Source organism: Paludisphaera sp. (genome assembly GCF_037189885.1).
GTDB lineage: Bacteria > Planctomycetota > Planctomycetia > Isosphaerales > Isosphaeraceae > Paludisphaera.
Window position 1 is genome coordinate 31,610 of record NZ_JBBCIR010000004.1, and the last position, 14,716, is coordinate 46,325.

Annotated in this window: 14 protein-coding genes; 6 read left to right on the forward strand and 8 right to left on the reverse strand. The window is 72.1% G+C overall.

Features of this window, described 5'->3' with window-relative positions:
- Window positions 1-59: 59 nt before the first annotated feature.
- Window positions 60-947, reverse strand: coding sequence for a deoxyribonuclease IV (locus tag WG209_RS00735; RefSeq protein WP_337173069.1), 888 nt, complete (start codon window positions 945-947; stop codon window positions 60-62).
- A gap of 136 nt (window positions 948-1,083) precedes the next feature.
- Between WG209_RS00735 and WG209_RS00740 the strand changes: the two genes are divergently transcribed.
- The 3 genes from WG209_RS00740 to WG209_RS00750 all read left to right on the forward strand — a co-directional run bounded on the left by WG209_RS00740 (window position 1,084) and on the right by WG209_RS00750 (window position 3,591).
- Window positions 1,084-1,554: a hypothetical protein gene (locus WG209_RS00740; protein ID WP_337173070.1), complete on the forward strand. Its 471-nt coding sequence runs from the start codon at window positions 1,084-1,086 to the stop codon at window positions 1,552-1,554.
- Between the two features lie 142 nt (window positions 1,555-1,696).
- A complete protein-coding gene (locus tag WG209_RS00745; RefSeq protein ID WP_337173071.1) occupies window positions 1,697-3,112 on the forward strand; it encodes a S1 RNA-binding domain-containing protein in 1,416 nt (471 codons plus the stop codon).
- A gap of 125 nt (window positions 3,113-3,237) precedes the next feature.
- Window positions 3,238-3,591, forward strand: coding sequence for an HPF/RaiA family ribosome-associated protein (locus WG209_RS00750; RefSeq protein WP_337173072.1), 354 nt, complete (start codon window positions 3,238-3,240; stop codon window positions 3,589-3,591).
- 63 nt (window positions 3,592-3,654) lie between these two features.
- On the opposite strand, the gene WG209_RS00755 is transcribed toward WG209_RS00750, so the two are convergent.
- The 3 genes from WG209_RS00755 to WG209_RS00765 all read right to left on the reverse strand — a co-directional run bounded on the left by WG209_RS00755 (window position 3,655) and on the right by WG209_RS00765 (window position 7,029).
- On the reverse strand, window positions 3,655-3,951 hold the full coding sequence (locus WG209_RS00755) for a hypothetical protein (RefSeq protein ID WP_337173073.1): 297 nt from the start codon (window positions 3,949-3,951) through the stop codon (window positions 3,655-3,657).
- A gap of 5 nt (window positions 3,952-3,956) precedes the next feature.
- Window positions 3,957-6,572, reverse strand: coding sequence for a DNA mismatch repair protein MutS (gene mutS / locus WG209_RS00760; protein ID WP_337173074.1), 2,616 nt, complete (start codon window positions 6,570-6,572; stop codon window positions 3,957-3,959).
- 97 nt (window positions 6,573-6,669) lie between these two features.
- Entirely contained in the window at window positions 6,670-7,029 is a 360-nt protein-coding gene (locus WG209_RS00765) for an STAS domain-containing protein (protein WP_337173075.1), read from the reverse strand.
- Between the two features lie 367 nt (window positions 7,030-7,396).
- Between WG209_RS00765 and queF the strand changes: the two genes are divergently transcribed.
- The 3 genes from queF to WG209_RS00780 are packed head-to-tail and all read left to right on the forward strand — an operon-like array spanning window position 7,397 to window position 9,682.
- Complete coding sequence (gene queF / locus WG209_RS00770) at window positions 7,397-7,816, forward strand: preQ(1) synthase (protein ID WP_337173076.1); 420 nt, start codon at window positions 7,397-7,399, stop codon at window positions 7,814-7,816.
- 16 nt (window positions 7,817-7,832) lie between these two features.
- Window positions 7,833-8,624 carry an SAM-dependent chlorinase/fluorinase gene (locus tag WG209_RS00775; protein ID WP_337173077.1) on the forward strand — a complete coding sequence of 264 codons (792 nt, stop codon included), beginning with the start codon at window positions 7,833-7,835 and terminating at the stop codon, window positions 8,622-8,624.
- A 38-nt stretch (window positions 8,625-8,662) separates the two neighbouring features.
- The gene (locus WG209_RS00780) at window positions 8,663-9,682 is read left to right on the forward strand and encodes a hypothetical protein (protein WP_337173078.1); all 1,020 of its coding nucleotides are present in this window, start codon (window positions 8,663-8,665) and stop codon (window positions 9,680-9,682) included.
- Here the strand turns inward: WG209_RS00780 and WG209_RS00785 are convergent.
- The 4 genes from WG209_RS00785 to galT form a co-directional block, all read right to left on the reverse strand.
- Window positions 9,679-10,146, reverse strand: coding sequence for a hypothetical protein (locus WG209_RS00785; protein WP_337173079.1), 468 nt, complete (start codon window positions 10,144-10,146; stop codon window positions 9,679-9,681). The genes WG209_RS00780 and WG209_RS00785 overlap by 4 nt on opposite strands.
- Complete coding sequence (locus WG209_RS00790) at window positions 10,143-11,075, reverse strand: DUF58 domain-containing protein (protein WP_337173080.1); 933 nt, start codon at window positions 11,073-11,075, stop codon at window positions 10,143-10,145. The genes WG209_RS00785 and WG209_RS00790 overlap by 4 nt, the downstream gene beginning before the upstream one ends.
- Before the next feature lie 21 nt (window positions 11,076-11,096).
- Window positions 11,097-13,289, reverse strand: coding sequence for an alpha-amylase/4-alpha-glucanotransferase domain-containing protein (locus WG209_RS00795; RefSeq protein ID WP_337173081.1), 2,193 nt, complete (start codon window positions 13,287-13,289; stop codon window positions 11,097-11,099).
- Window positions 13,290-13,458: 169 nt separating this feature from the next.
- On the reverse strand, window positions 13,459-14,526 hold the full coding sequence (gene galT, locus WG209_RS00800) for a galactose-1-phosphate uridylyltransferase (RefSeq protein ID WP_337173082.1): 1,068 nt from the start codon (window positions 14,524-14,526) through the stop codon (window positions 13,459-13,461).
- Window positions 14,527-14,716: the final 190 nt, after the last annotated feature.

The window sequence follows — 14,716 nt, forward strand, 5'->3', positions numbered from 1 at the left end:
CCGTCGATCCAGGGGTTTTCAGGGGGGCGGGGGCTCCCGGGCGGGCCCCGCCGCGGGGCTTACGAGGTCGGCCGGCCGAGGAGGACCCGGCGGTTGCGCGCGTCGAGATCCTCGCCGTCCTGGACCCCCTTGGGGGTCTCCAGGATCATCGGCAGGCCGCGGAATCGGGGGTCGTCCACGAGGAGGTGGAACGCCTCCAGCCCGATCATCCCGAGGCCGATCCCGGCGTGCCGGTCGACGCGGCTGCCCTGGGCCTTGACGCTGTCGTTGAGGTGCCAGACCCGGATGCGACCCAGGCCGACGACCCGATCGAGCTCGTCCAACGTCTCATCGTACATCGCCCGATCGGCCATGGAATACCCCGCCGCGAAAACATGGCACGTATCCACGCAAACCCCGAGCCGCGAGGAGTCCGCCACCAGCGACAGGATCGCCCCCAGGTGCTCGAACCGGTGCCCCAGGCAGGTCCCCTGGCCGGCCGTCGTCTCCAGGTCGATCGTCACCGGCAGCCCCGCCGTCCGCGCCGCGACCACGTCCAGCGCCTCGGCGACCCGCCGGAGGCCCGCGTCCTCGCCCGAGCCCGTGTGCGCGCCGGGGTGGACCACCAGGTCGGCGATCCCCAGGCGGGCGCAGCGCTCCACCTCCACGACCATCGCGTCGATCGACTTCGCCCAGAGGGCCTCGTCCGGGCTCGCCAGGTTGATGAGGTACGAGGCGTGCGAGACCGGGTCGACGACCCCCGTCTCGTCGAGCGCGGCGCGGAAGGCGGCGACGTGGGCGTCGGTGATCGGCGCGCCTTTCCACTGGTTGTTGTTCTTGGTGAAGAGCTGGACCGTCTCGAACCCGACCGCGTGGGCCGCGCGGACGGCGCGATCGTAACCGCCGGCGATCGACATGTGGGCGCCGAGCTTCAGCGGGGCGGGGGGGGGCGTCGACTCTCGGTGCATGGGCGGGTCCGTGCGGATCGGCGGGGGCGTGGATTCCGGGGAGCCCGCCCCGAAGCGTCCCTTGCGGTCCGGGGCGGGCTCCCCCTACAATGCGCTATCCTGCCGACCTGTCCAGGCGAGGGGCGAGGGTTCTATCATGGGATGGCTGATCGGGGCCGGAGTCCTCCCCCTGTGCGTCTTCGCCGCGTGGTGCATCCTCCGCCGGCCGTTGCGCGTCTTCCTGGAGGATCTCCACGTCGACCAGGCGCGCGACTCCTTCCGGCGGCGTCGCGAGCGCCTGGAGGCCGAGTTCATCACCAGCCTCGGCCGGTTCGACCGCGAGGAGGGCATGCGCTGGGACGACGCGCGATGGCACGACGACGTGGTCTGGGCCCGCGACCGCCAGACCCGATGCTTCCTGGCGCTGGTCGGGGTCCATTTCGACCCCGCGCCCTACGAGGCGCCGAGGGAGCGCCGCCACGCCACCGCGGTCTTCGAGTACGACAAGGGGCGCTGGCGGGCCGACGGCAAGCGGCTCGACCAGATCCGCCCCGACGAGGCCGTGGGCCGCAACCGTCGGTTCGAACCCGTCGCCGCGTCCCATCCCAAACCCCGCCCCGTCGGCTGAACGAACCAACGGGCGGCCTCGTCCCGGCCCGGCTCGCCCCGGGCCGACGGCCAACGTGATTCCGATCGTCCCCGCGAGCCCTCGTCGCGCCCCGGCCGACGTCGATTCGCCCCTCCCCAGCCCGCTAGACGGATCCGATCCCATGCCCGACGACCCGAACGCCTCGACCACGCCCGGGACCCCCCCCAGGCCGCCCGCCCCGTCCGGCCCCCGCCGCGCGCCCGCCCCGCTCTCGCAAGGCTCGCGCGACGCGGCCATCGACGAGGCGATGGACGCCGCGATGGGCCGCAAGGCCCCGGCCCAGCCCGAGAAGCCGCTCAAGCGCCAGTGGGACGACGAGTTGGAGGCCGAGCTGGAGGCCGCCCTCAGCGGCTTCGACCCCAAGGCGTTCGACGTCTCCCCGCCCCGCCGCAAGCGCGACGATCGCCTCCCCGCCGACGGCCGCGACCGCGGCCAGGAGGCCCGCCAGGGCGAACGGAAGGGGAAGGTGATCGGCGTCCGCGGCAAGAGCCTCTTCGTCGACCTTGGCGGCAAGAGCGAGGGCGTCGTCCCCATCGACCAGTTCGAGGGGGAGCCGCCGGCGCCCGGCGCCGAGATCGAGGTCGTCGTCGACCACTTCGACCGCTCCGAGGGGATCGTCCACCTCCGACTCAAGGGGGCCGCCGTCGAGGCCGACTGGAGCAACCTCCGCGACGGCGTCATCGTCGAGGCCCGGATCACCAAGGTCGTCAAGGGGGGCGTCGAGGTCGACGTCGACGGCATCCGCGGCTTCATGCCCATCAGCCAGATCGACCTCAACCGCGTCGAGGACGGCTCCGACTACCTCAACCAGAAGGTCAAGGCCGTCGTCACCGAGGCCAACGCCCGCGAGAAGAACCTCGTCGTCTCGCGCCGCGAGCTGCTCGAGCGCGAGCGCGCCGAGATGCGCGAGAAGACCTGGGCCACGCTGGAAGAGGGGCAGATCCGCGAGGGCGTCGTCCGCTCGGTCAAGCCCTTCGGCGCGTTCGTGGACGTCGGCGGCGTCGACGGCCTGCTCCCCATCGGCGAACTGAGCTGGGTCCGCGTCGAGAAGATCGAGGAGGTCATCAAGCCCGGCGACAAGGTGAAGGTCCAGGTCCTCCGCATCGATTTCGAGGCGAGGAAGCTCACCTTCGGGCTCAAGCAGCTGCAGCAAAATCCCTGGGACGACGCCGAGGAGAACTACCCCCGCGGCACCTCCGTCCGCGGCAAGGTGACCAAGCTCATGGAGTTCGGCGCGTTCGTGGAGCTGGAGCCGGGCGTGGAGGGGTTGATCCACGTCTCCGAACTTTCCCCCACCCGCGTTCGTAGAATTGCCGACGTCGTGCAGCCGGGCCAGGAAGTCGAGGTCCGGATCCTCAAGGTCGAGGCCGACGCCAGGCGCATCAGCCTGTCGATCCTCCCGCTCCCCAAGGATCAGCAGCTCGACGAGGAGGGCGAAGAGGACGACACGCCCCCCCCGCCGAAGCCCGAGCGCAAGACGCCGCTGAAGGGGGGCCTGGGCGACCGGGACCCGCTATTCCCGATGCCGGGTTCGTGATTTGCACGAAGGTCGGCCCATGGGGCCCGCCCGATCGGCTTGCAATCGTCGTCGGGCGGCGTACCCTTGACGTCGGAGGGCCCTCCATAAGGGCCCCCGACCCAACGCAGTCCGCGAGGTGTCCGATGCAAGTCCATGTCAGCACCGACAACCATATCCACGCCACCGACAGCCAGCGCGAGGGGATCGCCCAGGGCATCCGGGGCGCGTTCGATCGGTTCGCCACCCAGATCACCCGCGTCGACGTCCACCTGGCCGACGTCAACGGTCCCAAGGGGGGCTCCAACGACATCCGCTGTCTCGTCGAGGTCCGCGTGGCGCATCGCGAGCCGGTCGCCACGAGCCATCAGGCCGCCAGCATCGACGAGGCCGTCGACGGCGCGACCGACAAGGCCTTCCGCGTGATCGAGACGACCTTCGAGCGCCTCCACGACCTCAAGGGCCCCCAGACCTCCGCCGGCGGCGCGCAGGTGATCTGAACGGCGCGTGGACCCTATCGCCCCGGCCGGCCGTCTCCCCGACGGACGCGCCGGGGCCGCCTTTCAGCGGCCCGCCACTCGGGCGTACTCCGCCACCGCCCTCGTCAGCCTCGACAGGTCGCGGCGGGCCAGGCCGACGATCGGCAGCCAGAAGGCCAGGGCCGTGATCAGGCCCACGTCCCAGCGGCCGAATGCGGCGAACAGCGCGAGGAACGCGGCGGCCATCGCGGTCGTGACGGCCGCCAGCGCCGCGAACGCGCCGCGACGGCGCGCGAGCTGTTCGTCGAGCGGCTCGGCGTCCAGCCGAAGCGGGGCGAGGCGGCGGGACCAGTCTTCGCGCGACCCCTGTGGCGTGGTCATGAGGTTCAGTCCGCCAACGCGCGGAGACGGGTGATCAGGTCCACCGCCTGCTCGGGCGTCAGCGCGGCGGGGTCGACGGCGCGCAGCTCGGTCAGCAATGGGTCGGGCAGGGCGGCGAACAGGCTCCCCTGGAGCGAGCGGCCCGACTTCACCTTGCGCCGGATCGGCCCCTCCGCCTCCGGGAGTCCGGGGTCGGGGCCGTGCTGCTTCTCCAGGAAGGCCAGGATCTCGCGCGCCCGGTCGAGCACCGCCGCGGGGACGCCGGCCAGCCGGGCGACGTGGATGCCGTAGCTCTGGTCGGCGCCGCCGGGGGCGATCCGGTGCAGGAAGACGATCTCGCCGTCGGCCTCGCCCACCGCCACGTTGGCGTTGCGGAGCCGGGGCTTGGTCTTCTCCAGCTCGACCAACTCGTGATAGTGGGTGGCGAAGAGGGCGCGGCAGGCGACGACGTCGTGCAGGTGCTCGGCGATCGCCCAGGCGAGCGAGACGCCGTCGAAGGTGCTGGTCCCCCGGCCGATCTCGTCGAGGATGACGAGGCTCTGGCGGGTGGCGTTGTTGAGGATGTTCGCCGTCTCGGTCATCTCGACCATGAACGTGCTCTGCCCGCGCGACAGCTCGTCCGTCGCGCCGACGCGGGCGAACAGCCGATCCACCACGCCGATCCGCGCCCGCTTCGCCGGGACGAAGCCGCCGACCTGCGCCAGGATCGCCATCAGCGCCACCTGGCGGATGTACGTGCTCTTGCCGGCCATGTTCGGCCCGGTGATGAGCAGGAGGTTGGCGGACTCGTCCAGCGCCGCGTCGTTGGGGACGAACTCGCCCCGGGGGAGGATGGCGTCCAGCACGGGGTGGCGGCCGGCCTCGACCTCGAATACGGGCTCGGCGACCACCTCGGGGCGACAGTACCCCTGCCGCGCGGCCAGCTCCGCGAGCCCCGCCAGCACGTCGACCTGCGCCATCGCCGCGCCCGCCTGGACCAGCCGGGGGGAGTCGGCCGAGACCCGGTCGCGCAGCGCCATGAACAGCTCGTACTCCAGCGCGTTGGCGCGCTCGTCGGCGTTGCGGACCTCGTTCTCGAACTCCTTCAGCTCGGGCGTGTAGTAGCGCTCGGCGTTCTTGACGGTCTGCTTGCGGATGTAGTCGGCGGGGATCTCGGCGCGCTGGGCCTGGGCGTGGGAGATCTCGATGTAGTAGCCGAAGACGTTGTTGAACCCGACCTTCAGCCCGGCGATGCCGGTGCGGCGGATCTGCTCCGCCTGGTAGCGGGCGATCCACGCCTTGCCGTCACGCGAGGCCGACCGCAGCCGGTCCAGCTCCTCGTGGAAGCCGGGGCGGATCAGGCCCCCCTCCTTGATCGTCAGCGGCGGGTCGTCGACCAGGGCGGCCTCGATCGCCGCGCGGACCTCCGGGCAGAGTTCCAGGGCCTCTTCAAGCTCATTGAGCCGTTTCGACCGCCGCGCGGCGAGACGGGCCTTGACCCTCGGCAGGATCGACAGCGTGCGGGCCAGCGCGGCGAGGTCGCGGGGGGTCGCCCGGCCGGTGGCGGCGCGGGCGGCGAGGCGTTCCAGGTCGTGGGCCTCCCCCAGGGCGTGTCGCAGGTCGTCCCGGAGCGAGGCGTCCCGGTACAGCTCGTCGACGGCGTCCAGCCGCAGGCCGATCAGCTCGACCGAGGTCAGGGGGGAGGCGACGTACTCGGCCAGCAGCCGGGCGCCCATCGGCGTCCGGGTGTGGTCGATCACCTGCAGCAGCGACCCCTCGCGCCTCCCCTCGCGGAGCGTCCGCGTCAGCTCCAGGCTGCGGCGGGTGGTCTCGTCCAGGGCCAGGACGTCGCCGCGGCGGTAGGGGGTGAGGCGGGCGATGTGCCCCAGCGTCGACTTCTGGGTCTCGCGGAGGTAGGCCATGAGCGCGCCGGCGGCCTGGATCTCCGGGCCCCGGTCGTCGACGCCGAAGCCCTCGACGGTCGCCACGCCGAACTGGTCGAGCAGCGCCTTGCGCGCCTGGTCGGCCTGGAAGTCCCACGACGGCCGGATGGTCACGGCGCCGGCCCCGGCGCGGATCGGCCGCAGCCAGGGGGCGTCGACCGCCAGCTCCGAGGCGATGACCTCGGCCGGGCTGAGCCGCGCCAGCTCGTCGGCCAGCTCGTGCCGCGCCAGGCTCGTCAGCGAGAACCGGCCCGTGGAGAGGTCGACCCAGGCCAGCCCCATCCGGGAGCCCGACTCGACGACCGCGGCGAGGTAGTTGGAGGCGCGCGGGTCGAGCAGGCCCTCGTCGGTGAGCGTGCCGGGGGAGACGACGCGGACGACGTCGCGGCGGACCAGGCCCTTGGCCTGGCGGGCGTCCTCGACCTGCTCGCACACCGCCGCGCGGCGGCCGGCGCGGACGATCTTGGCGAGGTACGTCTCCAGCGCCGGGTGGGGGAACCCGGCCATCGGGACGGAATCCTCCCCCTTGTCCTTGTCGCGCGAGGTCACGGCGATGCCCAGCAGCGCGGAGGCCTCGACGGCGTCCTCGCCGAACATCTCGTAGAAGTCGCCCATCCGGAACAGCAGCAGCGCCTCGGGGTCGCGGGCCTTCATCTCGCGGTACTGCCGCATCATCGGGGTCGAGGCGGATACGGACATCGGCGCTCCATCAACGCGAAAGCGGTCCGCGCGCCCCTCGGGCGCGAGACCGCCTTGCCGGAAGACGAAACGAGGGGGGACGCTCGGCCGCGGGGGCTCAGTACTTGTCCAGCGCGGTCTGCTCGTCGCCGTAGATCTCGAACACCTGGTCGAGCCGCGTGATGCGGAAGACTTCCAGGAGGTCCGGGTGGATGCAGCAGAGCTTGAGCTTCCCCTTGACCGCCGAGACCTTCTTCTTCAGGTTGATCAGCTTGCCGAGGGCGGCGCTGGAGAGGTACTGGACGTTGCCGAAGTTCAGCAGCAAGGACTTGTGGCCTTCGTCCTCGACCAGGCTGTAAAGCTGCTCGCCGACTTCCTGGATCTGTTCGTCGGTCACGATCTTGGTGTCGACGAAGCTGACGACGGTGACGCCGTCGACGGTTTCCAGGCGGAGGAGACGACGGGGGCCTTGCGACATCGGGGAACTCCTGTCGGGGACGGAACCGCACCAGGTCGGTCGGGCGGACTGGGGAGCGAATCGGCCGGTCCCGCACGCGGGCCGCGGGGGGAGGCCGCGTGTCGCGCGAACGTTCCCCGGGCCAGAAACCTGCGTTAGCAACACATTTAGCAAAAATCGTCGGGGAATCAAGGGGACGTCGACGAAAAGCCAGGCGTCCGCGCCGCCCGCGTCCCGACTCGGCCCCCGCCTCGCCCGCGACCTCGACTCCGGGCGACATCATACCACGACGCCGGGCGTCGCCGCCGCGCGAAAATCCGCGCCCGCGGAGACTCTTCGGGCGGGCCGACGGCTACGCAACGGCGGGTCCCTCGCCTAGAATGGTAGGATGACGACGGATGGCCCGCGCCGTGACGCCGGGCCCCACGACGGCGACCCCCCGGAGGCCCCGACCGACATGCCAGGCGCGGTGGAGACGTTCCCGAATCAGTTCCCCGATCGCGAGTACGAGATCGAGATCACCTGCCCCGAGTTCACGGCCGTCTGCCCCAAGACGGGCCAGCCGGACTTCGGGACGATCATCATCACCTACGTCCCGGCCGAGACGTGCCTTGAGCTGAAGAGCCTGAAGCTCTACATGTTCGCCTTCCGCGACCGCGGGATCTTCTACGAGCACTCCATCAACACCATCCTCGACGACCTGGTCGCGGCGTGCCGGCCGCGCCGGATGACGGTGGTGGGGCTGTTCAACCCCCGGGGCGGCATGACCTCGAAGATCACGGCGACCCACCAGGCCGCCCGCGCCTGAACCCTGGAGGCGACGCATGAGGCCGGGGATCGTCACCCTCACGACCGATTTCGGCGGCGTGGGCCCCTACGTGGCCGCCATGAAGGGGGTCCTGCTCGGCATGGCGCCGGGGGTGGCGATCGTCGACGTCTGCCACTCGATCGCGCCCCAGAACATCCTGGAAGGGGCCTTCGTCCTGGAGGGGATCGTCAAGGCGTTCCCCGAGGGGACGGTCCACCTGGCGGTCGTCGACCCGGGGGTGGGGACCGCCCGGCGGATGCTGGCGATCAGGACGGCCGGCCAGTGGTTCGTCCTGCCGGACAACGGCCTGATCACCGGCGTCGCGGGCCTTTACGGGGTCGAGGCCGCCTGGGAGATCGCCAATCCCAGGCTGGCCCGCGGCGAGGTCGCCCCCACCTTCCACGGCCGCGACGTCCTGGCCCCGGCCGCCGCCCACATCCTGAAGGGGGGGGACCCGGCGGAGCTGGGGCCGGCGACCGAGAGGTTCGTCACCCTCCGCAACTTCGAGCCGACCCCCGCCGAGCGTGGTTGCATCGGCGAGGTGATCTTCCGCGACGCCTTCGGCAACCTGATCACCAACATCGGGGAGGCCCACCTCGCCGCGCGGCCGTCGCGCGACTGGGTCGTCGAGGTCGGGGGGCGGCGGATCGACGGGGTCGCCCGCACCTATGGCGAGAGCCCGCCCGGGTCGCTCATCGCGCTACTCGGGAGCACCGGCTGGGTGGAGGTCGCCGTCGTCAACGGCGACGCCGGGCGGCTGCTCTCGGCGGGCCCGGGGGCCACCGTCTGGCTCCGGCCCAAGTCTTGACTGAGGCACGGTTCGATCCCCCGTCGGGAGCCTCGCGAATGTCATCCAACCGGCCGCGACCCGAAGGCCCCCAGCCCCGCACCGACGACCCCGACGCCCCGCCGCGGCCCCGCCACGGCCGACGGACGCCGCCGGACCCGGCGACGCCCGACGAGTTCAGCGTGCTGCTCTCCCCCTCCCTGGCGGACGCCGACTCCACGCTCGGCAGCGGCCCAAGCTCCTGGGATCTCGCCAAGATGGCGGCCCGGCAGGCCGAACGGCCCAACCCCGCCGAGCCCCCGCGCTCCGGCCTCGACGTGGGGGTGGACCTCGCCCCGGCCGCGGGGACGGACCGCGGGCGCGCGACGGCCGAGCACGCCGGCCCCGCCGTCGATTGGCCGGGGCTCCTGCTGCGGAGCTACGCCAGCGCCGTGACGCTGGGCCTGGCCTGGCTTCTCTGGAGCGGCAAGCTCTCGCCCCCGCCGGCGCCGTCGCGGCCGGCCCCCTCGGCGCGCGAGGCCGCGGCCCCCCGCCGTCGCGTCGTGGAGCCCTCGCCGCCGCCGATCGTCGCCGCCGCCCCCGCGAATTCGCCCGCCGTCACGACGGTCTCCCTGGGCAGGTCGATCCTCGCCGACGAGATCGAGGTGACGCCGCTACTCGTCCTGCGGAGGTCCGTCCGGCTCGTCCGCGATTTGGGCGAGGAGTCCATCCTGCGAGAGCACGGCGACTGCCTCGCCCTGACGATCCGGCTGAGGAACCTTTCCGAGGGAGGTGAGAGGGAGGCCCGGCCGATCGTGGCCGCCGACCTGATCGACGGCGACGCCTTCGGGGTCGACGCGCCGTCGGGCCCGCCCATCGCCATGTTCGCCCTCGCCCCCTCGGCGGACTGGTCCATCGAGGGCCAGTCGTTCCCGGCGATCGCCCCCGGCGAGTCGGCCGACGTGGTGCTCCTCAGCGAGCCGCTGGAGGGCCGCCGCCTGTCGCCCGGCATGACGTGGCGCCTGCGCGTGGCGACCGACCCCGACCGGACGCGGTTCGCGAAATTGGGCGTGGCCTTCGGCCCCAACGATATCCCCTAGCGCCTCGTCGCGGCCCAGGCCGTCCAGCCCGGCAGACGCTCGGCGAGGTCGACGGCGGGGCGGCGGGCGAATTTGAGGCGGTCGCCTTCCGTCAGGATATCGACGAGCCTGGACAGGTCGTCGCCGAACAGTTCGGCGACGCGCGGGTCGACGGCCAACTCCTCGGTCGTCCGCGCGCGGAGCGCGGGGCCGAGCCTCGCGGCCAGGTCGGCGCGGAGGCGGTCGCACAGGCCCAGGAGGCGATCTTCCGGCGGGGCGTCGTCGGCGACCCGGAGGGGGCCGGGCGGCGCGACGCGACGACGGCGACGCCAGCCCAGCGCCGCGACGACGATCGCCACGGCGGCGAGCGAGACGACGAGCCAACCCGCGCCGCCCGCGTCGTCGCCCCAGGGCTCCGGGCCCGGGTTCGGCCGGGGGAGGGCCAGGATCTCCGGGGTCGTCGTCCCCGGCGGCTGCCGACTCACGACCGTCTCCGACGCGCCGCGCGACGCTCGAAGACGCGCATCAAGGTCTGGAGCGGTTCGGTCGCCGTGGACATGTCATGGCCGTCGATCCGCGCCGAGACGCACCATCGCGCGAACGCGCGGCGCCGCTCCTCGGCGCGTCGGGCGTAAGAGGCGCGGAGGCGGGGGCGGCCGGCGTCGACGACGCGGGCGGCGTCCCCCTCGGCCTCGCGGACGGCGACGACGCCGACGTCCGGCAGCCGCTCCTCCAGCGGGTCGACCACGCGGATCGCGATCACGTCGTGCAGGCGGCTGGCCCGTCGCCAGGGGCCGACCGGCTCGTCGGGGAAGTCGCTCAGGACGACCATCATGGCGCGCCGGGTGGTTCGACGCAGCCGGGGAAGGGCCGCCCGGAGGTCCGTCTTCCGCGACGTGGTCGGCGTGGCGACCAGCGCGCGGACGACCTGGGCCAGATGGCGGACGCCCCCCCCCGCCGGGACCTCCAGCTCGATCCGGTCGCTGACGACCAGGAGCCCCACCCGGTCGCCATTGTGGACGGCCGCCGTGGCGAGGAGCGCCGCGGCCTGCGCGGCGCGGTCGGCCTTGGTCCGCGCCTCGTGGCCGAATCGCATGCTGGCCGACGCGTCGACGACCAGCCAGAGGACGAACGAGCGCTCCTCGACGTACCGCCGCACGAACGGCCGGCCCTGCCGCGCGGTGACGTTCCAATCCAGGTGGCGGACGTCGTCGCCCGGCTCGTAGGCCCGAAGCTCGGCGAAGGTCAGCCCCTCGCCGGGCCTGGCGCCGTGGTACGCGCCGGCGAGCTGCCGGACGCTCTCCGGGCGGACGCGGAAGCGCAGCCGCCGCGCCCGCCGGACGATGGCCGCCGCGTCGACGTCCCGGCGCCGTGGCTCGGGCTCGGGGCGTCGACGGCGGAACGGCCAGGGCATGCGGGGCTCCGATCGATCGGTTCAGACCTCGGCGAGGCTCGCCATGCGGCCGGGGGCGGCGTCGACATCGGGGGCGGGCCGCGGGCGGCACGCGCCGATCGCCAGGCGGATGGTCACCTCCCACCGGCCCGACTCGTCGCCGACGACCTCCCAGTGGGGGATCACGGCCGACGACTGGTACACCTTCTCGAAGCCCCCCTCGCTCTGGCTGACGGTCTCGACGGGCAGGCACCAGAGCCCGCCGGGCTTCGACCAGGACAGGCCGACCTTCAGGTCGAGCCACTCGTCGGAGAGGCTCAGGCCATCTAGCTCGGGCCGATCGACCCGCGAGTCGAGCGTCCCCAGGCGTTCGCCGGAAGGGGTGGCGTAGTAGCGGTCGTCGGCGTGCCCGGCCATCCCCGCAAGGTTGATCTCGACGCCGAAACGCAGCCGAGTGTCGGCGGGGATCTCCTCGATCTCGTAGCGGACCTCGAGCGTCGGCGACCCGGCGGCGGCCTCGACGGTCTTGCGGATCTTGATCGGATGCTCGTCGACGAGCCCCGGCCGCTCCATGACCAGGGAGACCCGCTTGCCCTCGCGCTTGACTCGCGCGAGGTAGGCGCCGGAGACGAAGTCGCCGCGCTCCACCGGGAGGCAGGCGGCCAGGTCGTCGAGCGTGACGTCGAGGGGGTAGAAGTGGTCGACGAACGCCTTGCGCGGGTGGCCGTCGTAGACGAGGCGGTCGTCCAGGCCCTCGTGCTTGAGGACGACCTTGTCGTCGCCCCCGCCCCGTTCGTCCGAGCCCCGGGCGCGGATGACGTCCAGGATGGTCTGGTGGTACGGCTCGGGACGGCGGTCGAGCGTCGCCAGCAGATTCACGCCCGCCTCGCGCGCGTCCAGCTCGTAGAGGTGGCCCCCCTGGGCGGGGCGGAAGAAGGCGACGAGCCGGTCGTTCTCGATTCGGATCTCCTGGCGGGCGTCGAGGTTGAAGTCGCCGACCTCCAATTCCACGCGCGGGCCGGCTTTCCCCTCGGCCTCGTCGAGCGCGTCGTGGCAGGCGATGAGGGCCTGATAGATCGCGCCGCGGAGGTGCGGGAGGTACAGCCCGCCGAACGCGCCATGCCAGTACGGGCAGTTGCACTGGCCCCGGTGGAGTTCGCGGCGGGCGGCCTCGAGGTAGTCCGGGTCGGCGTCGGGACGGGCGGAGAGGGCGGCGAGCCGGCCGGAGAGGCCGAGCATCCGGGCGTACATCTCGTCGCTCTCGGGATACTTCGCCTTGAAGTTCCGCCAGAACCCGCCGGCGCGGAAGAACGGCTTGATCTCCGCGGATCGGTCGTGCTGGCGGACCACCCGGGCGGCCCGCTCGTAGGCGCGATTCCGCTCGGGCGTGAGGGCCCACTCGGTCATCTCGCGATAGGAGCCGTCGGAGATGTAGACCTTCCCCAGCGGGAGGGTGGAGTCGACCGTCCGGCCCAGGGTTGTCGAGGCGATCCACTCCTTGTTGCCGACGATCATGTCGCAGAAGCGATTGAGCCAGCCGCGGGTGTAGACGTGGTCGTAGGTTTCCGGCCAGCTGCCGAACTTCTCGCCATCGTCTGCGAAGACGACCGTCGCGCCGGGGCGACGCGCTGCGAGGTCGCGGAGGAATTCGTAGGTCGCGTGCGGCTCCTGGAACGGGATCGTGTACCGCAGCGTCTCGGAGCCGGGGAAGACCTTCAGGAGCCTCCCCTCGTCCTCGGTCAGGTAGTAGCCGAACAGGTCGTCGCCGGCGACCCCCGCCTGTTCGAAGTGGAAGTCGTCCAGGACGGTGTACTCGACGCCCGCCTCGGCGAAGGCCGAGACCAGGTGCTGCTCCCAGACCCGCTCCGGCGTCCACATCCCTCGGACCCTGGCGCCGAAGACTTCCTCCAGATACGCCGCGTAGGAGCGGATCTGGCCCACGCGGTCGACGTGGGGGATCATGGTCATGATCGGTTCGAAATAGCCGCCGCCGAGGATCTCGACGCGGCCGGTCTCCACCAGGGCCCGCACCCGCGCGACGTAGTCCGGCCGCTGGTCGACCAGCCACTCCAGCAGGGGGCCGGAGGTGTGCAGGCAGAAGGTGATCTCGGGGTATCGCTCCAGCACCTCCAGGAACGGCAGGTAGCTGTCGCGATAGGCGGCCTCGAAGACCCCCTCGAAGTTCCCCACGGGCTGATGGTTGTGCAGCGCGAGGATCAGGCGCAGGTTCGACATGGGTCGGCCTCGGTGCGTGAAGCGTGGGCGGTCGCGGCGAGTTTGCCGGGCGGACCGAGAGGGCCGGGGACCGCCCCGGGGACGCGGGGGAGGGGGCGGTCGTGGAGGCCGTTCTTGATGGGCATCGCGCGTCCCGAGGGGCACGGATCGGCGTCGGTCGACGCCCCGCTCAGGGGGTCCCGGAGGCGACCGGATGCGGGCGGCCCGCCGGTCGCTCCCTCGGGGCGACGCCCGCCGGGGACGCCGCCTCCACCTCGCGCAGGAAGGCCGCGGCCTGCTCGGGCGGGACCGGGTTGATGTAGAACCCGCTGCCCCACTCGAACCCCGCCACCTTCGTCAGCCGGGGGATCACCTCGATATGCCAATGATAGTGCGGCAGCTCGGAATGGTCAAAGGGCGCTGTATGAACGATGTAGTTGTACGACGGCGAGTCCAGCGCCTGCTCCAGCTTGCCGAGCACCTGGTGCATCACCCGGCCCAGGTCGTGGAGCGCCGCGCCGCCGATGTTCTCGTAGTGGCTCTCGTGCGACTTGGGGACGATCCAGGTCTCGAAGGGGAACCGGCTGGCGTAGGGGCAGAAGGCGGTGAAGTGGGGGGTGTCCAGGACCACCCGCTTCTCCTCGCCGGTCTCCTGCCGGACCATGTCGCAGTAGATGCAGCGGCCCCGGTAGTTGTAGAACTCCAGCGCGCCGGTCATCTCCTCCCAGACCGAGATCGGGACGATGGGGGTGACGATGAGCTGGCTGTGGACGTGCTCCAGGCTGGCGCCGGCGTTCTCGCCCACGTTCTTGAACAGCATGCCGTGGACCATCCGTCGGTCGCGCTTCAGGTCGACCAGGCGGTCGCGGTAGACCCACAGCACGTCGCGCACGGCCGATTCCGGCAGCGCGGCGGTCGTGACGTGGTGCGACGGGCTCTCGATGATGACCTCGTGCGCGCCGACGCCGGCCATGCGGTCGTACATGCCGTCGCCGCGCTTCTCCAACTCCCCCTCGATCGTGAGGGCGGGGAAGCGGTTGGGGACGACCCGCACGCGCCAGCCGGGGCCGTTGGCGTCGCCGTGGTCGCGGTAGGCGAGGATCTCCGGAGGGGTCATCCCCTCGTTCCCCTCGCAGAAGGGGCAGACCCGCGACGACGCCTCCCTCGGCTCCACCTTGAAGTCGTGCGGCCGTCGCGCCCGCTCGTGGGCGATGATGACCCAGCGGCCGACGATGGGATCCTTGCGAAGCTCGGGCATCCTTGTCCCCCTTTCGATTCAGTCGTCGGGCTGTCTCGGGCCGTCGGGCCCGTCATCCTGGCTCTTATCCATGATCGTCGCCGTTCGCGGTGAAGCTCCGGCGTATGCGGACGGACGGTCTTCCCCCCCGGTGGGGGAAGACAGACTCCGAAGGAGTCAGATGAGGGGGGGGCTGCCCACGGGGTTTCGG